Origin of the sequence: Methanoregula sp., assembly GCF_050010295.1 — an archaeon.
Lineage (GTDB): Archaea > Halobacteriota > Methanomicrobia > Methanomicrobiales > Methanospirillaceae > Methanoregula.
Genome location: NZ_JBEKLH010000002.1, coordinates 22,098 through 40,701, shown reverse-complemented (window position 1 = coordinate 40,701; position 18,604 = coordinate 22,098). Strand labels below are relative to the sequence as shown.

General features: G+C 57.1%; 19 protein-coding genes and 1 tRNA gene. 9 read left to right on the top strand and 11 right to left on the bottom strand.

All coding sequences use genetic code 11. The features are described from left to right. Positions 1 to 25 precede the first annotated feature (25 nt). On the top strand, positions 26 to 1,051 hold the full coding sequence (locus ABSB80_RS03165; protein WP_428368079.1) for an ATP-binding cassette domain-containing protein: 1,026 nt from the start codon (positions 26 to 28) through the stop codon (positions 1,049 to 1,051). Further along, complete coding sequence (locus tag ABSB80_RS03160) at positions 1,048 to 2,136, top strand: ABC transporter permease (RefSeq protein WP_428368077.1); 1,089 nt, start codon at positions 1,048 to 1,050, stop codon at positions 2,134 to 2,136. Before ABSB80_RS03165 ends, ABSB80_RS03160 begins: the two co-directional genes overlap by 4 nt. Positions 2,137 to 2,267: 131 nt before the next feature. Here the strand turns inward: ABSB80_RS03160 and ABSB80_RS03155 are convergent, their stop codons facing one another. The 3 genes from ABSB80_RS03155 to ABSB80_RS03145 all read right to left on the bottom strand — a co-directional run bounded on the left by ABSB80_RS03155 (position 2,268) and on the right by ABSB80_RS03145 (position 3,966). Then, complete coding sequence (locus ABSB80_RS03155; RefSeq protein WP_428368075.1) at positions 2,268 to 2,654, bottom strand: nuclear transport factor 2 family protein; 387 nt, start codon at positions 2,652 to 2,654, stop codon at positions 2,268 to 2,270. Positions 2,655 to 3,167: 513 nt separating this feature from the next. Beyond that, a complete protein-coding gene (locus ABSB80_RS03150; protein ID WP_428368073.1) occupies positions 3,168 to 3,665 on the bottom strand; it encodes a hypothetical protein in 498 nt (165 codons plus the stop codon). Between the two features lie 227 nt (positions 3,666 to 3,892). Continuing rightward, positions 3,893 to 3,966 (bottom strand) — tRNA-Val (locus ABSB80_RS03145). Between the two features lie 139 nt (positions 3,967 to 4,105). On the opposite strand from ABSB80_RS03145, the gene ABSB80_RS03140 reads away from it, so the two are divergent. After that, positions 4,106 to 4,420, top strand: coding sequence for a DUF4389 domain-containing protein (locus ABSB80_RS03140; RefSeq protein WP_428368071.1), 315 nt, complete (start codon positions 4,106 to 4,108; stop codon positions 4,418 to 4,420). Between the two features lie 985 nt (positions 4,421 to 5,405). Here the strand turns inward: ABSB80_RS03140 and serA are convergent. Then, the gene (serA, locus tag ABSB80_RS03135) at positions 5,406 to 7,010 is read right to left on the bottom strand and encodes a phosphoglycerate dehydrogenase (RefSeq protein WP_428368069.1); all 1,605 of its coding nucleotides are present in this window, start codon (positions 7,008 to 7,010) and stop codon (positions 5,406 to 5,408) included. Positions 7,011 to 7,183: 173 nt separating this feature from the next. On the opposite strand from serA, the gene ppsA reads away from it, so the two are divergent. The 6 genes from ppsA to ABSB80_RS03105 all read left to right on the top strand — a co-directional run bounded on the left by ppsA (position 7,184) and on the right by ABSB80_RS03105 (position 13,604). After that, a complete protein-coding gene (gene ppsA / locus ABSB80_RS03130) occupies positions 7,184 to 9,466 on the top strand; it encodes a phosphoenolpyruvate synthase (RefSeq protein ID WP_428368067.1) in 2,283 nt (760 codons plus the stop codon). Next, on the top strand, positions 9,456 to 10,562 hold the full coding sequence (gene mfnA, locus ABSB80_RS03125; protein WP_428368065.1) for a tyrosine decarboxylase MfnA: 1,107 nt from the start codon (positions 9,456 to 9,458) through the stop codon (positions 10,560 to 10,562). Before ppsA ends, mfnA begins: the two co-directional genes overlap by 11 nt. Beyond that, on the top strand, positions 10,555 to 11,103 hold the full coding sequence (gene hpt / locus ABSB80_RS03120) for a hypoxanthine/guanine phosphoribosyltransferase (RefSeq protein WP_428368063.1): 549 nt from the start codon (positions 10,555 to 10,557) through the stop codon (positions 11,101 to 11,103). The genes mfnA and hpt overlap by 8 nt, the downstream gene beginning before the upstream one ends. After that, entirely contained in the window at positions 11,081 to 12,031 is a 951-nt protein-coding gene (gene dph2 / locus ABSB80_RS03115; protein ID WP_428368061.1) for a diphthamide biosynthesis enzyme Dph2, read from the top strand. Before hpt ends, dph2 begins: the two co-directional genes overlap by 23 nt. Next, positions 12,028 to 12,642, top strand: coding sequence for an METTL5 family protein (locus tag ABSB80_RS03110; protein WP_428368060.1), 615 nt, complete (start codon positions 12,028 to 12,030; stop codon positions 12,640 to 12,642). Before dph2 ends, ABSB80_RS03110 begins: the two co-directional genes overlap by 4 nt. Before the next feature lie 782 nt (positions 12,643 to 13,424). Next, positions 13,425 to 13,604 (top strand): hypothetical protein, encoded by a 180-nt coding sequence (locus ABSB80_RS03105; RefSeq protein ID WP_428368058.1) that lies wholly within the window; start codon positions 13,425 to 13,427, stop codon positions 13,602 to 13,604. A 39-nt stretch (positions 13,605 to 13,643) separates the two neighbouring features. Here ABSB80_RS03105 and ABSB80_RS03100 read toward each other — a convergent pair whose 3' ends face one another. From ABSB80_RS03100 to ABSB80_RS03070, 7 genes are all read right to left on the bottom strand, one after another. Further along, positions 13,644 to 14,387 (bottom strand): TylF/MycF/NovP-related O-methyltransferase, encoded by a 744-nt coding sequence (locus ABSB80_RS03100; RefSeq protein WP_428368056.1) that lies wholly within the window; start codon positions 14,385 to 14,387, stop codon positions 13,644 to 13,646. 141 nt (positions 14,388 to 14,528) lie between these two features. Continuing rightward, positions 14,529 to 14,960: a hypothetical protein gene (locus ABSB80_RS03095; protein WP_428368054.1), complete on the bottom strand. Its 432-nt coding sequence runs from the start codon at positions 14,958 to 14,960 to the stop codon at positions 14,529 to 14,531. A gap of 263 nt (positions 14,961 to 15,223) precedes the next feature. Next, positions 15,224 to 15,574, bottom strand: coding sequence for a hypothetical protein (locus tag ABSB80_RS03090; RefSeq protein ID WP_428368052.1), 351 nt, complete (start codon positions 15,572 to 15,574; stop codon positions 15,224 to 15,226). Positions 15,575 to 15,736: 162 nt separating this feature from the next. Continuing rightward, positions 15,737 to 16,576 carry a DUF6159 family protein gene (locus tag ABSB80_RS03085; RefSeq protein ID WP_428368050.1) on the bottom strand — a complete coding sequence of 280 codons (840 nt, stop codon included), beginning with the start codon at positions 16,574 to 16,576 and terminating at the stop codon, positions 15,737 to 15,739. 79 nt (positions 16,577 to 16,655) lie between these two features. Then, on the bottom strand, positions 16,656 to 17,357 hold the full coding sequence (locus ABSB80_RS03080) for a hypothetical protein (protein ID WP_428368048.1): 702 nt from the start codon (positions 17,355 to 17,357) through the stop codon (positions 16,656 to 16,658). Between the two features lie 32 nt (positions 17,358 to 17,389). Then, the gene (locus ABSB80_RS03075) at positions 17,390 to 18,295 is read right to left on the bottom strand and encodes an alpha/beta hydrolase (RefSeq protein ID WP_428368046.1); all 906 of its coding nucleotides are present in this window, start codon (positions 18,293 to 18,295) and stop codon (positions 17,390 to 17,392) included. 68 nt (positions 18,296 to 18,363) lie between these two features. Further along, entirely contained in the window at positions 18,364 to 18,516 is a 153-nt protein-coding gene (locus ABSB80_RS03070; RefSeq protein WP_428368044.1) for a hypothetical protein, read from the bottom strand. Between the last annotated feature and the right edge of the window lie 88 nt (positions 18,517 to 18,604).

The following is an 18,604-nucleotide window of genomic DNA, read 5'->3' as shown; positions in this document are numbered from 1 at the left end:
GAACCCCGGGACAGGGGAGGGCTGAATGACAGACCCCGTTCCTGACCAGGGTGAGGCTGACAGTATCATCCGGATAGATAACATTGTAAAAATATTCAAAAGCAAGGTAAAGACCGTAACGGCCGTCAACGATGTCTCATTCAACGTGTACCGTGGGGAGATCTTTGGTCTTCTCGGGCCGAACGGGGCCGGGAAAAGCACCCTGATACGGATCCTGACGACCCTTCTCACACCAACATCCGGGACAGCATATCTCGATACCTACGAAATTACCCGGGATCCCGAAAAAGTCCGGAGCATTATCGGCGTCTGCCCACAAAACAGCACGCTCGACGTTGAACTTACTGCATATGATAATCTCGATTTTTACGGCAAACTGGTGAATGTTCCTGAAAATGTCCTCGATAAAAGAATATGGGAACTCCTTGCGATGACTGAACTGACCGATCGTGCCCACGCGAGAGTCGAGACATTCTCCGGGGGTATGCGAAGGAAACTGGAGATCGTCCGTGCTTTCATTCACCACCCGCTCATCCTGTTCCTTGACGAACCGACGATCGGCCTTGACCCGGAGGCCCGTCGCGAAGTCTGGAAGCAGATTGCTGATCTGAATAAGGAGAAAACCACTATCATCCTGACTACGCACTATATGGATGAGGCGGAAAAACTCTGCGACCGGATCGCTTTCATCGACCAGGGGCACCTTATCGCTCTCGATACGCTCGAAAATCTTAAACAGCTCCTCCCTGCAGGGGACCTGATCGAGATCGGTCTCGATACGATGGATGACCGCGTACTCCCGGGGATCAGGGACAACCAACTTGTCAATTCGGCAGAATTCAAGAATAATACGCTGAACATCTCCGCAAAGAACGGGAGCAGAGTACTGCCCGCCATTATCAATGTCTTTGATGGTTATTCCCTTCCGATGAACTCCATATCGATCCATTCACCCTCACTGGAAGATGTATTTATCTACCTGACCGGGAGCAAACTGGATTCAGGGACCAATGAGGGGGCAAAACCTGGAGGCAGGAGGCAGCCGTCATGATCCGGGGAGCCGTCGCGATATTCACCCGGGACTTCAAGAAATTCCTGAGCAACCCGTTCGTTGTCGTCATGACGCTCATGATGCCCATCATGTATCTCGTGATCTTCGGGAACGCGTTTGGTGGGACGATCAGTCATATACCGGTTGCAGTTGTCCAGGAAGGGCCGCCCTACAACGATACCCCCCTCTTTACCAGCGCCACATACGCACTCAACCATATTCCGCAGACAGATTATCCCAAACTCCTCGATGTTACGATATATTCCGATGAGATCACGGCCAAACATGCACTTGACAAAGGGCTCGTATCCGCGGTCATCGTATTTCCGTCGGAGGCATCCAGTGACCATACCATCCGCCTTTACGTCGACAGCTCAGATTCGATCATACCTGCACTCGTCGAGTCAGCGCTCAACAGCGTCCTCGCCAAACTCGCGGCGAACAACCCGGTAGCGATCAACAATATCTACGGAGACATAAAATACATCCAGTTCTTCGGTGTCGGTGTCATCATGATGGCAATTTTCACCTCTACCATGTTCGGCGGGGGGATAGCCCTCATCAAGGACCGTGAGGCCGGAATCCATGAGGGTTACCTGGTTACACCGGTCCAGCGTACGAGCATCATCGCCGGTATCATTTCGAGCGGGACCATCAGGGCATTCATTGCAGGCTTTACCATATTTATTATCGATATCCTCCTTACCGGCATCGTCATCCAGAGCTTCGCAGATTTCCTGCTGGTCATGCTGGTGATCCTGATCGCCTGTGTCGGCGTCACCAGTCTGGTGGTCTCTTTTGCTTCAAGATTTTCAGCCCAGCAGGAATATGCATCTACAGTTGCATTCCTCAACCTCATCCTGTTCATGACATCGGGAGCGTTCTACCCGGTTATCGGTATGCCGGGCTGGCTTCGCTGGATCACCGTGATCAACCCTGAATATTATGGGGTTGATGCCCTGAGGGGAATCATTCTCAGGGGACAGGGGCTCGACGTGATAGGAATGGACCTTGTCGCGCTGCTGATCTTCTCCGGTGCGATGTTCATCCTTGGGATCGTCACCTACCGCAGGACACTGGAATAGGGAAAAATCCTGTTTTTTCAGAGGATTCAAAAAAGAGGATTATTTCCCCGGAACTCTTCAGATTCCAGGGAGAATTGCTCCGGTCTTTAGTACATAGGATAGAATTTTTCCCAATACCCGGTGCCCCCATTCTAAAACATCGTATTATCGTTCGCCGGGGTCTCCGGCACCTCCTGCAGCACATCCCAGTGCTCGACCACCTTGCCGTTCTCAAGCCTGAAGATGTCCATCACGGCCATTCCCCGGTCGCCTGCATGCCGGACGAGGTGGCTGTGCACGACCACGAGGTCTCCCTGTGCGACGATCCGTTTGAAATTGAAATGGAGCGTAGGGAATGCCTTCACAAATTCCCTGACGAACGCGATGAATGCTTCGGCGCCGTCTCCTGCCCCCGGGTTGTGCTGCCGGTAATACGGTCCCATGAACTTTGCCACCGCCTCTTCCGGCTTCTTGAGGTTCAGCGCGAGGTTGTAAAAATCCCGCACCGTCGTCTTGTTGGTCTCCGGCTGGTCTTTCATGATCTTTCCACCATTACCTGAATATTTTTCAGCGTTCTTGAGGATATCCGCAGGGTTTTCCCCGGGAGTCTTTCTCTCAAAACCATACTCAGGTAAGGAGGGTATAGGCAGGCGGCCACTATATATCTCTATGGAAATGAACGGAGATACGAGGAAATCCAAGGATTCCTGGTACCCGATAACAGTTTTTTATGTTTTCAGAATTTCGATTTGTAGCAAACCACCGGTAATACGTAAGAAATGTCACTCGACAGACCAACCGGAAACAGCGGGGAATGGATGTACATAAACTATCCTCTGATTTTTTTGTTTATATGCCCGGTCCCTGAAGGAGAAGGTACCCGGGAATTTCGCCGGCAGGGATCGTCTACTGGTGAATATGAGCAGCGGGAGACAATCAGCCAGGATCAGCATTCCAAGGCGGGAACAAATCCTGCATCGAAAAATAAAAATTGGTTTCTGCACGGTTCCGGCAATCTCCCTGCATATCGGGGACGGAGGGCAGAAACCTGTTCACCCAATCTGATGGGAGACGGACGGGAAACTGATCTGGTAGTTATACGTTGCCTGGTAACCGTCCGGGAACGTAATGGTCGTCACATCGGGTGACATGTCGACCGAGATGAGCCCGGCCCACCAGTACTGCCTGATCGCCGCTTGAGCGTTGGCAAACGAGAATGCCGGGGTCGTCATCGTCTCTGTCCCGTTAGACAGGCTGATCGTGGCAAAGGAGGGGATGATCACATCGGCAGAGGAACTATCCGCCTTCACAACGGTGACCTGCCGGTTCAGGTTGTTTTCGAGGGCTGTCTTGAGTTCCGCAGAGGGGTTGGCAATATTGACAAATACCGCGGCCTGCTCCGCGAACGAGAGGTCATACTGGAAATCCACCTGCGCATTACCGTTCGCATCAAGGTTGATGGTAAGCGCTTTTGCCGTGAATGCCTGTGCGGGCATAACCGCCCATGCAAGGAGGCAGATGCATCCGATAAGGAGATAGGTGCTCTTCATGTGTGTCAGGTTCACTGTACCTTATATACCTATATACGTTTGTCCCTCAACTCCCCCGGCCAGATCGTTACCCGAATGCAGGTCCGGGAAAACCGGCCCCGGATCTTCCGACAATGGGGGGACCATAAATTCCTGAAATCCTGTTTTCCGGCCCGGCAGCGTCCGGATATTGGATTATCCCGCAGCGGTCCTGGTTGTACACGTACACTACACGAAAAAGAGAACGATGGGCCCGCTGAGATTCGAACTCAGGACCTCCGCCATGTCAAGGCGACGTCATAGCCAACTAGACCACGAGCCCGCGAAAGGATGATGCTCTATAACATCTGTTCTGGTATTATTAAAAATTAGTGTCCTGTTTCCGCAGCTGGATACGCGTCGAAAGCGGATAATGCGGTTGGTTTATTTCCCGGACTCCCCAATCACTGGACTGGTATATTATGACCGATGAAACACCAACACAGAAACAGCTCTTCCTCTTCGAACACGATGCAGGCCGTCTCGAACTGCTCATCCGTATCGTCTACTGGATCCTCATAGGCATCGTCCTCGGGGTCTACGGGATCATCGCGTTCATTGTCCTGTTCATCCAGTGGTTCCATGTCCTGATACTCGGAAAGCGCAGTCAGGCACTCTCTGATTTCGCAAAAGGCTACCTTGAATACATGGTACACGTGCTGTCGTATACGTACATCATGACAGACAAGCGGCCGGACATCCTGCCGATACCGGTGAAGATCTACGAAGAGTGCTGAGGCACTCTTCTCGTCCTTAAGGTTCTGATGAACCTTTCGAAATTCGAAGAACGCTGATGCGTTCTTCTCATCGTCCAGGTCTATTGACCTGTCGGAATCCGAGGAATGGTGACGCATTCTTCTCCTCATCGGGGTCCTATGACCCCTTGGAATTCGAAGAAGCGTAGACACGAGACAGCTACCAGCCGTTGCTGGCAGTATTCTTTTTTATTCAGGAACGGTCGGAGTTGTCCTGTCTTTTTTAAAAATCCGGGTCGGATTGATCCAACTGTCTCCTATCATAACCCACCCGACCCCCCTGACCATCCCACCTCCAGAAATCCTATATTCACTGTCGTAAATTTGCTGGATTCCGGCCCAGATCCCGGAAGGTGTGGGGGGGTCGGATGGGGTAATCCCGCATGAAGCCATCACATGGCACCGTGAATATGCTGCCCCGCAATCCCGCACTGGGCGGATCCAACGACGGACATTCCGGAAAGTGGGCAAGGTTCAGGTCGCCAGAACCTTTAGCCGTGCAGGATCATTTTTACCCCATCCGACCCCCTCCGCATGTTTAGGCTGATCGGGCTGCAAGGGGGGAGAGATCTAAACCAACGTTATCCGCTCCTGAGAGCTGCGCCTTCGGCTTCGCAGTCCAAGATTTTTTAAAATGAAAATCTTCTCCACAGCCTTCGGCAGTCCCCGCTGATCAGGCATCAGCCCATGGGGATAGTGTCATGGGTCTCACTGAGTGTCTTCCCTATTGGGTATTAATCGGAGAGTCCATGAAACCGCACTTAAGCCCGGAGGGCTGGACCCCCAAATGCGGCAGGGGTGCTTGCCCACCCTGCCGCGGAAGAGGGCGAGAGGGGGGCTATCCCGCGAGGGATCGAACTGCTCATTCGTATCGCAGGATCCTCATCGCAATCGTTGTGTTGGTATCGCAAATTACTTACTCAATTTATTCTCTAATGATTGCTGCAAGGTGAATTAAAAAATATTCTCAGATCAGTTCACTCGATATCTTGGCAAACGTTGCGGTGAAGATGCCAGGCATCCCGCGGATCTCCTCCATCACTGCTGCAGGGACCTCGCTGTCCACGTTCAGGACCATGATCGCCTGCTCTCCGGGGTTGATCCGTCCGACCTGCATGCCCGCTATATTGATGTTGCACTTCCCGAGGATGGTCGAAGCCCTGCCGATGACTCCCGGTTTGTCGAGGTGGCGGGAGACGATGACGTATCCTTCGGGGATCATGTCCATGGTATAGCCACCGACGGCGACGATCCGGCTCCGGCCCTTGAAAAAGACGGTCCCGCTGACGGACTCCCCGCCCTTGTCGGTCTTGATCCGGATCGTGATCAGGTTCTTGAACCCTTTTGCTTCCTGCGTGACCGTCTCGCTGACCGCGATGCCCCGCTCCCGTGCGATAAACTCCGCGTTCACGATATTGACCGGCTCCTGGAGGATCGGGTCAAGGAGTCCCTTGAGGGCAAGCCGCGTCACGAACTTCATGCTGCCTGCATAGGCTGAAAGCTCCCCGCCATAGATGCACTCTACGGACGAGAGACGCCCTCCGGCGGTCTGGATGGCAAACCTGCCCATCTTCTCGGCCAGCTGGGCATAGGGTTCGAGCACTTCCGCCTGCTCCGGCGGGACCATGGGTGCATTGACGACATATTTCGCCGAACCGCCTCTGAGCACCTCGATGCACTGCTTTGCAACGGAGACTGCGACATTCAGCTGTGCCTCGACCGTACTCGCACCAAGGTGCGGCGTGACAATGACCTGGTCGAGAGAGAGGAGGGGGGACTCGAGCGGGGGCTCCTCCTCGAAGACGTCGAGGGCCGCCCCGGCCACCTTGCCGCTCTTTATTGCGTCGTAGAGCGCCTTCTCGTCGATGATACCGCCGCGGGCGCAGTTGATGATCCGGACGCCGTCTTTCATCGTGGCGATGCTCTTCGCATTGACCACGTGCCGGGTCTCTGCGATCAGGGGGGTGTGGACGGTGATGACATCAGCGACCTTGAAGAGGTCCTCCATGGACATCATCTCGACCCCGAGTTGTGCCGCCCGTTCCTTCGTGATGAAGGGGTCGTAGGCCACGCACTTCATGTCCATCGCGTTCGCCCGCTTTGCCACCTCACGGCCGATACGCCCGAAACCGACGATGCCCAGCGTCTTCTCGTTCAGCTCCACGCCCATGAACTTCGAGCGTTTCCACTCCTTCTTCTTCAGGCTCGCGTTCGCCTGCGGGATGTTGCGGGCGAGCGCCTGCATCATTGCCATCGTGTGCTCGGTTGCCGCAAGGGTGTTGCCCTCCGGCGCGTTGGCAACGAGGATGCCCTTCCGCGTTGCCGCGTCCACGTCGATGTTGTCGACCCCGACACCCGCACGCCCGATGAACCTGAGATTTCTCCCCGCCTCTATCACCTTCGCGGTGACTTCCGTGCCGCTCCGCACGAGCAGGGCGTCGTAGTCCCCGAGGATCCTGCAGAGCTCGTCCTCGGAAAGGCCCGTCATGACATCAACGTCGCACGCCGCCCTGAGGATCGCAAGCCCTTCTTCCGCCAGCGGGTCGCTGACGAGCACCTTTGCGTTTGCCATAAAAACCCATACAATATCAGCACAATACTTAAAGAGAGTTATTCTTCCCGTGCAGGTGCTCCCCCGGAATCACGGAATATCCCGCCCTTCCCTGCAGCTGTTCCGGACCCGGGGCGGGACAACACGATGATAGTTATTATACAGGTGAGGTTGACATTTACAGTGGTGCGAGCATGAAAGATGTGCCTAATATTCTGTGGCTCGAGGAGATACGGAAGGAAGACATCATCTCGGTAGGGGGCAAAGGGGCTTCCCTTGGAGAGATGGCGTCGATCGGTCTTCCCGTCCCGAAAGCCTTCGTGGTCACTGCCCAGGCCTTCCGCAGGTTCCTTGTCGAGACCGGCCTTGAAGCGAAGATCTTTGCGTCATATAACAAGCTCGATGTCGAAGATAACGAGGCCCTCGAGAAAGCGGCCGAAGGTGCGAAGGCCATGGTGCTGAAGGCGAAGATGCCTGCGACGATCCGCGACGAGATCAAGAAGGCCTACAAAAAGATCTCTCCAGACGACCTCATCGTAGCGGTCCGGTCGAGCGCCACGGCAGAAGACCTGCCGGACGCAAGTTTTGCCGGCCAGCAGGAGACATATCTCAATATCAAAGGCGAGGCAGCACTCCTGACCGCCGTCCAGAAGTGCTGGGCGTCCCTGTACGGTGCCCGGGCAATCTACTACCGGGCCAAGCAGGGGTTCGACGACCATACCGTGAACATCGCCGTGGTCGTCCAGCAGCTGGTCCATTCCGAGAAAGCCGGCGTCATGTTCACGTCCCACCCCATCACGGGAGAGCCGAAGACCATTATCGAGGGCTCATGGGGGCTTGGCGAAGCCGTTGTTTCCGGCACGGTCTCGCCCGACAACTATGTTTTTGACCAGCGGGCCGAGAAAGTCGTCGACCATTTCATCGCCAACAAGAAAGTCGAGATCATCGCGGATGGCGATAACGGGACAAAAGTCGTGGATATTGCAGGAGCCCGCCAGGACGCACAGGTTCTCTCGGACGAGGAAGTAACCAAGCTCGCGATGTACGGCAAGATTGCCGAGGACCATTACGGTATCCCCCAGGACGTGGAATGGGGTATCGTGGACAAAACTATCTATATTCTCCAGTCCCGCCCGATCACCACGATCGGGAAGAAGGAGGCAAAGGGCATGCCAGGGCAGACATCAAGCGGAAAGATCATCCTGAAAGGGCAGGGGGCTGCGCCCGGTATCGCCTCCGGAAAGGTAGTAATCATCAGGGACGTCAAGGACACCGGGAGCGTAAAGGAAGGGGACATCCTCGTCACCCGTATGACCAACCCGGACATGGTGCCGGCAATGCGGAAAGTCGCGGCGATCGTGACGGACGAGGGCGGGATGACCTGCCATGCGGCGATCGTGAGCCGGGAACTGGGCACCCCGGCGGTCGTGGGCACGAAGACGGCGACCAGTGTGCTGAAAAACGGGCAGCTGATCACGGTTGACGGGGAGACGGGGCTGATCTACGACGGCGCGATAGCCCACGCGGCCCCCGCAAAGGCGGCAGCCGCACAGGGCGTGGCCGGGCACGCACCGATCATCACCGCGACGAGCGTGAAAGTGAACGTCTCCATCCCCGAAGCGGCGCAGCGGGCGGCGGCGACCGGCGCTGACGGCGTCGGGCTGCTCCGTATCGAGCACCTGATCCTCGGGCTCAACAAGACCCCGGGCTGGTTCATTGCGAACAAGAAAGAGGAGGATTTTGTTGTTGAGCTCCACGACGGGATCAAGACCGTGCTCGACGCCTTCCCCGGAAAACCTGTCTGGGTGCGGACGCTCGATGCCCCCACCGACGAGTTCCGGAACATGATGGGCGGCGAGAACGAGCCTCACGAGCACAACCCGATGCTCGGCTGGCGGGGGATCCGGCGCGATCTCCAGAGTCCCGACCAGTTCCGGCTCCAGGTGGAGTCCTTCAAGCGCCTCTGGAAGGAGGGGTACGAGAACCTCGGCATCATGTTCCCCATGGTCTCCCACCCCGACCAGTTCATCCGGGCAAAGGAAATGATGCGGGAGGCCGGCGTGGATGTCGAGAAGATCACGCTCGGCATCATGATCGAGATCCCGTCGAGCGCCATCATGATCGAGGACTTCATCAGGGCCGGCATCAAATTTGCCTCGTTCGGGACGAACGACCTCATCCAATACACGCTCGCGATCGACCGGAACAACGAGAACGTTGCGGACATGTACCAGCCCCAGCACCCGGCGGTGCTCAGCCTGATCCACAGCGCGATCCAGATGTGCCGGGCCTACGACGTCGAATGCTCGATCTGCGGCCAAGCGGGTTCCGACCCGAAGATGGCAGTCTGGCTGGTAGAACACGGGATCTCCAGCATCTCGGCAAACATCGACGCGATCGCCAAGATCCGCGAGGCGGTCGCCCGGACGGAAAAACGCATCGTCCTGGAAGCCGCGAGAACAAAAGATGCTGAATAAGGGTTGTTCTGAAGAAGAACTCTTCTCATTTTTCTCCCGGAAAAAGGGGGAGGACATTGACCATTCGTTTATCCTGAGCTCCATGTGCACCCTCCCCCACCCGGTTGCGGTGCAGGCACACTGCATGTTCATGGAGGCCAATCTCGGTGACCCCGGGCTCTTTCCCGGGACCACGTCGATTGAACGGCTCCTCGTCAGCAGGCTGGCGACACTCTTCCACTGTCCGGATGCAGGAGGCTATGCTACGAGCGGCGGCACCGAGTCCAACATCCAGGCCCTCCGGCTCGCAAAGGTCCTGAAGCCCGGGGTGAAGTCCCCGAACGTGATCGTTCCCGAATCTGCCCATTTCTCGTTCAAAAAAGCCTGCGACATCCTCGGCCTCGGGATGAGGAGAGTGCCTCTGGGGAAGGACTTCCGCATGGACGCCGATGCCGCGGCAGAATTTATCGATGCCAGTAGCATTGCCCTTGTGGGAGTCGCCGGCACGACCGAGTACGGGATGGTCGACCCCATTGAAGACCTTGCACGGATTGCCGGGCAGCACGACATCTTCTTCCACGTCGATGCGGCTTTTGGCGGCATGGTGGTCCCGTTTCTCTCCCGCCCGGTACCCTTCGATTTCGCCCTTCCGGGAGTGACGACGATTGCCGTTGACCCCCACAAGATGGGCATGAGCACGATCCCGGCGGGCTGCCTGCTCACGCGGGACCCGGACCTGCTCCATGTCCTGAACATCGACACCCCGTACCTGACGGTCAAGCAGGAGTTCACGCTTGGCGGCACCCGCCCCGGTGCACCGGTTGCTGCTGCGCTTGCCGTGCTCGATTACCTCGGGGTCGAGGGCATGAAGGCGGTCGTGGCAGGGTGCATGAAGAACACGGAACGGCTCATCGCGGGCATGGAGACATTCGGTATCCGGCGGGCGGCAACACCGGATGTCAATGTGGCGACGTTCGTGTGCGGGAAGGAGCGTGTCCCCGGACCTTGGAAAGTCTCGTGGACCTGCCGGAAGCACCTGCGGATCGTCTGCATGCCGCACGTGCACCGGGACCGCATCGAGGCATTTCTGACAGATATTGGAGAACAGCATGCTTGACAGACTGGTAGAATCCCTTGAAACCTGCCCCATGGTGAAACGCGGGGAGTACAACTATTTCATCCACCCGATTACGGACGGCGTACCGATCGTAGAACCCGCACTCCTCCGCGACGTGTGCAGCGCCATGATAAAAGTGCTCGACCTGAACGGTGTGGACAAGATCGTTGTCATCGAGGCAATGGGCATCCATATCGGCGCGGTCCTCTCGACAATGACGGACATCCCGATGACGATTATGCGCAAGAGGGTGTACAACCTGCCCCACGAAGTCCCCGTCCACCAGACAACCGGCTACTCGAAAGGCGAACTCTACTTAAACGGCGTGTACAAGGGTGACCGGGTCGTCATTATCGACGACGTGGTGAGCACCGGCGGGACGATGAGGGCACTCCTCAAGGCCCTCGAGATTGCCGGTGCCGAGGTCGTGGATGTCTGCATCGCGATCCAGCGGGGGAACCCGGATATCGGGCGCCCGTACAAGTCACTGGTCAAAATTGAAGTGACGGAAAAGGTGCGTGTGGTTGAACGGCACCTCTGATCTCATCGGGGTTTTAAAGCAGCGGGGGGCAAAGAGGGTCGCCCTCCAGTTCCCGGAAGGGCTGAAACGCAAGGCAGCTTCCTGTACCCGCACACTCAGGGAGGCCGGATTCGAGGTCATTATCAGCGGTGATCCCTGCTACGGGGCCTGTGACCTGGCACTCGGGGCACTCGAATATGCCGACGTGCTGGTCCACTTCGGGCACACACCGGTCGATGACCGGCCGCAGGTTATTTTCGAACCATACGAGATCGGTTTTGACTGTGCAGTTCTGGAGAAGGCTCTTCCGTTTCTTTCCGGGAAACCGACCGGGCTTGTCACCACGGTACAGCACGCCCACCTCATCCCCGCCATGGAAGAGTTCCTGCACAGGAAAGGGATTGATGTGCGGGTTTGTGGCGGTGGCAGCGGACGGACACCCTGCAGGGGCCAGGTCCTCGGCTGCTCCTTTACCGCAGCAAGAATTGAGGGCGTGGACCAGGTCCTTTTCGTCGGTACCGGGCACTTTCATCCGGTCGGAATCGCCATCTCGACCGGCGCACGGGTGATCGCTCTTGACCCGCTCACCGGGACAGCAGAGGAAGTGAACGGCGACGCTCTCCTGCGCCGCCGTTTCGCCGTAATGGAGAAGGCGAAGGGGGCAACGGGCGTGGGCATCATCGTCAGCTCCAAGAGCGGGCAGCAGCGGATGGACCTTGCCCGCCGGCTCGTCCCGCTCCACCCCGGCGCGGTCATTGTCCTGATGCAGGAGGTCAGCCCCGCCGAGCTGCTCAACCTCGGGTTTGCCTGTTACGTGAACACGGCTTGCCCCCGTCTCGCGTACGACGACCAGGTGCGGTTCCCGGTTCCCGTCCTCTCCCCGCAGGAGTTCGAGATCCTCTGCGGTAAAAGGAGCTGGGAAGAGTACGCCATCGACGAGATCCTATGAAACTCAGGCGCCTCGAGATGAAGCTCCAGCGCCTTGCGGGATTTACGCGCCCGCGTGCTGCCCTCGAACAGTACCAGACACCCGCACCACTTGCGGCACGGCTGCTGTACCACGCCCTCATGAAAGGGGACATCGGAGGGAAGAGGGTCTGCGACCTCGGGAGTGGTACCGGCATCCTTGCGATTGGTGCCGCACTTCTCGGCGCTGAGTCGGTCACCGGTATCGAGGCCGACGCGAAAGCGGTGGAGATGGCGTACGAGAACGCAGCCCTTCTCCAGGCTGACGCCGGGTTTATCGTTGCCGACGTGAAAGACCCTTCGCTCTCTTCCCGGGCGGGAACGTTCGATACCGTTGTTATGAACCCCCCGTTCGGGGCGCAGAAGGAACACGCCGACCGCCCGTTCATCGACCTCGCCCTCGTCCTCGCACCGGTCACCTACGGCATCTTCAATGCGGGATCCGCCCCGTTTGTCAGGACATACACGGAAGGACGTGGCGAGATCACCGAGAAGGTCGGCGGCTCGTTTCCCATACAACGGACATTCTCCTTCCATACAAAAGACGTGCAGGAGATCGACATCGAGATCCTGCGGCTGATACGGAGACAATAACCCGGTCCCGCGGCATCAGGAATACGGTTACCAAGCTTACAACCGGGTTCAGCGTAGATACCGGGGAACCGGATATAGTTGCTCTGTAAAAAACCTATTTTATCGTGTGATTCGCTTATATTCTTTGACGGTTATGAGCGTGACCCCCACTCTCAGGTCGCAGAACTCTGACGAGTTCTTCTCCAGTCTGCTCTTCCCTTCGGGAACAGCAGTCTCCCCGGAGGGGGAGGCAACGCAAGGGGAGCATCCCCTTGAGCCTCCGAGAGGTCGTATGACCTCGAAGAGGAGAAGAGAGGCATCAGCCGACCTTCGACCCCCTTTTTGGCAGGATTTTCACTGACCTTATGAGGGACTATCTCTATAGAGGGGGATGCTGCCATCGCCAAAGGCATGGCAGGCTCGAGAAAATGTTTCGACATTTGCGAGATGTGACGAAGGAACATGAGAAAATATTTATCAGAATATTTTCGAGCTGCCCAAGCGGCGGGGGCGGAGGCATCAGATGCCGTAGCCCCTAAGAGCGTCAATTATGACAACCGATGATTTCTCCAGAGCAGATATATTTTACCAGATAAACCAGGGAATGAAAAGTACCAGGGCCCGTATGAGCTCCGGACAGGTCGAACGAGAGGTAGAGATCGTTCCTGCACGGTGCTGCCGGCTGAAAAGTCCGATGATTCTTTCCGGTTCGGGGAAAACGCCCGTTTCACAGGGTGGATGGCTCCCGGATGAGAACAATACGCTTATATGAGCAGATAAAAAAATAGTATCCGGGATATGTTATGGATAAGACAGGAATTATCTCTTTGATCCTCGGGCTGGTATTATGCGCCCTTGGCGTTTATGCAATCTGGGTATTCCTTCCGGAAGTGGTTGTTGCGGTAGAAGGCCTCATCGGCATCGTTGTTGTCCTGGCCGGCCTGTTGCTGGTTATCTTCGGTATACTTATCTTCAAAGATTGAAAATTTTAAAAAAAACACCTGAGTTTTTTTATCCTCTTTTTATACTTTGACCACGAGGCACTGCGAACCGGCGGTTTCCAGGACCGGTTCGGCCTTCGCCTCAAAAAAGTCATCGAACGCCTTTTTTACCCCCGGTGCCGTGATATAGTCGTGGGAGATGATGATGCCCCCCGGACTCATGCGGGAATAGAAAAATTCCAGGCACTGCTTCGTACTCTCATAGCAGTCCACATCGAGGTTCACCATCGAGAATGACTTTTCCCTGACCGGGCCCGAGGTATGGGGGAAGATCCCCTTGTAGAAATAGACCCCGCCGGCGTCCTTCAGGTAATCCCTGACATGGTCGTACGAGGCAGCGAACTTCCCTTCGTAAAAGGGCCAGACCATGTCGATGTCGTCCACGTTCGGGAGCCCTTCGAACGTGTCGAACAGGTGGAGAGGTTTGTCACCCTTGGCAGAGCAGATGATCTTCGCTGAACCGCCTTTGTATACCCCTACTTCGGCGATATCGCCCGGCACCTTCCGGGTCCGTTTTACTGCCATGAAGATATGGTACGCCTCGATATCCTCGAGGAGGAGTTCGGTCTCCGATCGGATCTTCCGGAGATCCCTCGCGAACTCCTTCCGCTCATCGCAGCCATAGTGGGAGAGCCGGCCCCTTGTCGCGATATCATTGCCGATGAACGGCTCAAAAACAGCGATCTTCCTGAATTTGAGAAGATATTTGCTAGGGACAACGGTATCAAAAACCCAGAACAAATTCTTTTTCGGGAACAGACTCATGCCTTAAAACATGCGTTCTCATAAAATTTATAGTGTCTTGTCCGAAGCCGGAAGCCCCCCCGGAACGCGGGTCCGCATAAGAAGCAGCAATCCTGAAAAAACTGTCACCGCGGGCCCGGTTTTTCCGGCGCCCGCTTCACCCTACTCCGGAGATTCCCCGGCTGCATCCAGTTCATCAAGGAATGGCATCAGCCCGGTGACAAAAGGTACGGTTTTGGCGCCGGTTCCGGGCTGATATTCCCCGGACGAGACGATCTCGACCATGAGCGGGAACTCGCGCATGGTCTGCGCAAACGAGGGATCGTTTTCCCGCGTGAACCTGAGGAACGCATCGATGTTAATATAGGGCCGTTCGTACTCGGAGACATCCCGGAACATATCCATGATCTCCCCGATCGTGTGGGAGTGCGCAAGATCTTTTTCAAAAAAAAGAAAAACGTCGATACCATATCTCCCGGCGGTCTCGTCCAGAACGAGGATATCAAAAGTCCTGCCGGTCCCGATCCCCAGCGATTCAAGTTTTTCCCGGACGGTTGTGCCGCACAATGCCGCCCATGCAGCAGAATTATTCATAGAATATATGGGGCGTGCATTTTTGTAAATATATGGTTTGGGGACCGCCGGTTGCCGGAGGGTTTGTGAACACGATACCCTGCCCTGAAAGGGATGCAGCGGGTACATCCAGCCGGATACCTGAAGCGGAGAGCACCGCGGTCTCCTGCTTACACCATGTGGTGACCGGAAGTTTCTTCAGGAACAACACCCTGACGAGGTCCGGGCAGGGTTGCTCCGGGAGACTCAGATAATCCGGACTATCCCGGAAAAAAAGATGAGAGTTATCCGGTTCTGGTGACGCCGCGTGCCAAGAACCACAACCCGAGCGCTATCAGGAAAACAGCGGCAAAATACGGCCAGAGATTTGCCGGTGACCAGACCGTAGCGATCCCGACGAGGATCAGGAACAACCCGACGATCATGGATATCCAGCGGTGGGAGCACCGCGAAGGTGCGGCACACTCTCCAGTCTGGAACCCGGATCCGATGACACCCAGGCCGAGGCCGATCAGTACACCGGCTCCCGGGTACCCGGCAATCAGACCCACGCCAAGGCCGATAAGAACTCCCGCCGGTATGAAGAAATGCCTCCCGTGCTGTCGTTTTACTCCTTTTTCATCATCCGTTGCCATGGTGTACTGTTGTCCACCGGTATTCTAATAACCTGCGAAAAATGCCGGAGTCCTGACGCATGAAACCGATACCTTTTTTCTCCCGCCACGGGCGGGCGGTGGCAACCGGAGATCGCGGGAGCAGGCAAAAGAAGGGTCTGCCGATCCAAAAAGAGGGATGGTTCAGATGTTGCCGGGGCCGGCCTGCTTCGGGACAAAGGCATTCTGGATGAGTTCCCTGCTGAACGCCGCGGGGACCGAGCCCGTCCGTGCGTACGTGTACAGGGCTGTGACATAAATTCCCTGCATCGCGGAGTACAGCACCGCGAGGACCACGACGAGGAGGAGGAAGAGGATGACCGCAGCGGCAGACACCAGCATGTTCCCGAGGAACATGGTTGCAAGCACGCAGAGGAGTCCGACAACCCCGACTGCCACGAAGATGACCACGATCGATACAGAACCGATGATGCTCTCACCCCAGGTCTTCCGGATCAGGGAGAAGGACTCTTTCACGGAACCGATGACTCCCTTGTCCTCAAAGATAAGGACGGGGACGACAAAATACGTCACCAGACTCCAGACACCCCCGACGATCGAGAGGACGATCTGCCCGACGAGGCCTGACCGCTCCTCGAGGATGTGGAGGATGAGCCCGATCGTCGCGGAGATCAGCGCCCAGCCGAATATGGCGGGAATATGCCGTGCGGAACTGGACAGGCCCTCCCTGACGGTCATATCCTTCCCGTTCAGCCGTGCACTGACGCAGGAGATGAGCGCCGTGTTGAAGAATATCACCACAAAGTAGCTGACCACGTAATACAGGAAGAGGATCCCGTAAAAGAGGAGCCTGGTCGTGTTCAGGAAGCTTCCGGCAACAAAGAGCGGGATGACGAACGAGAGGATGACAAGGATCGTGATGATTCCCGAAAGGACCGGGAATACGAGGAGTTTCTTGTCGTCCATGAGAATATTCCAGCTCGTCTTCACCAGCTCGAAACTTCTGCCAATGCGTTCAAACATACTAACAGCGTGGACGGTAAAACGAGATGAAGGTTATGCCGCATACGAAGCGGGGGCCAAAAGGTTGGATCTCACGGACTCATACCCTGCGCCTGAGCAGGAGCCCGAGGCCCAGTCCGGCTACCACTGCAGGAAGAGAGAGACCGGGCGAGTGTGGGGTCGGGACTGCCGTCGGGGCGGGGGCCGGGGGGAACGCGGGGGATGGCGCCGGCCCGGCCTTCTCCGGCTGCCCCGCCACCGGCAGCGTGATGGCCATCACGCTGCCCGGGACAAGCTGGTTGCTGTTGTCGATCTCCTCCACCTGCAGGAGCACGACCTGCGATCCGGCTGCCTGCGGCACGGTCCCGTCGACCGAAACGATGAACGAGACATCGTGATAGGAGGAGTAGGACAGGAGGAAGCCGCTCAGGAATGCGGCACTTCCCCGGGCAGTCTGGTTTGCGGTATTCAGTCCATCCACGACGACCTGGATGGTCCATCGGGCACCGGAGAGCCCGGTCTGCATCTGGAGCTCGTGGCCGCTGTAAAATGTGCAGGGCCCGGGACTGATATACAAGCACGTGCTGGCAGGGGCAGAAGTACAGGCGCCGACGGGATAAAATGAGCACGTGGCAGTGGGAGCCAGGATATACCGTGCGGCCACGTGCTGCTGACCGCCCGGCACGAGGGGCGGGGACGGGAGATACGTGACGCTGGAGAGGGAGAGCGATGCGGCTGCGGGATACGCCACGAGCAGGAGGGCCGCGGTCGCGCAGATGACCGGAAGGGGGAGGGTTTTCATGGTGCTTCACCGTTCCCGGGAGTCCGCCCCCCTCAGCGGGCCTGTATGCTGCGGATAAACCGCCCGGCATGCTCGATTGCCTGCTGGGCTTCGGGTATCTGCTCTGCAAATACCTGCCAGCAGTGGAACATTCCCTCCCAGAGTTCTGCCTGGACCGGTACTCCGGCCCAGCGGGCCTTGTCCACGAACTTCCCGACATCGGATACCAGCAGCTCGTGCGTCCCTACCTGGATATAGAGCCGCGGGAGGCCGGCGAGACTGGCATGGAGCGGGGATGCGATCGGGTCCTGGGGGTCATGGCCTGCAAGGTAGACGGTGCGGATCGCGTGGAGGCGGCCAGCTGTGATCCAGTCCCGCTCCTGGTTCTTCGCTACGGACTCCCCTTCAAAGAGCATGTCGACTTCCGGTGACAGGCAGACCGCGGCAGGGGGGAGTGTCAGGTGCTGGTCGCGGACCGTGAGAAGGAGCCCGAGGACGAGGGTGCCCCCGGCAGAGATTCCCGCGGGGAGGATGCGGTGGGGGGCATACCCCCGTGACTGGAGGTACCGGTAGGCAGCGACTGCATCTTCGACCGGGGCAGGGAAGACATGTTCGGGGGCCAGCCGGTAATCGACCGAGAAGACTTTTGTCCCGGCAGCTCGTGCAAGCCTCAGGCAGAGGCCGAGGTGGTCCTCGGTTGACCCGATCGTGAACCCGCCCCCGTGGAAAAAGAGGACGACATGGTCCGGATCCGATTCCGGGACCGAGATCCAGTACCCCGCGACACCGTCCCTGAACATGACCTTTTCGACCTGGTGGGTCGTGCTCCCGATCGTCTCTTCCTGCATATCCTTGTAAAAAGCAGAGAAGTCCTGACGTGCCGCTGCAAGGGGCAGTTTCGGGTCAGGCGTATGGGATCGGATAATTTCAAGGAATTCCTCAGGAGATTCGCGGATCATTATTTAGTCTCTTTTAGCAGGACTTGTAAATAAAATGGAGGGGTACCCGGACCCGCGATGGGCAGGGATCACCGGTAAAGCCAGAACGCACTCCATCCCCCGGAACCGGGATCCCCGGCAGGACTGCCGGCATCCATGAGACCGGGGAACGAACCGTACGGAACGTATCCCGCCGCCTGCTTCCGTTCCGCGACCTTTTTGGGAACTTTCATCGGTTTCATAAGGAGATGCCCTTATGATCCTTCAAGCCCGGGTCCCTCCCCGGAGAAACGCGACCATGTCCGTTCTCCGGCAATACCCGGTGTCCCC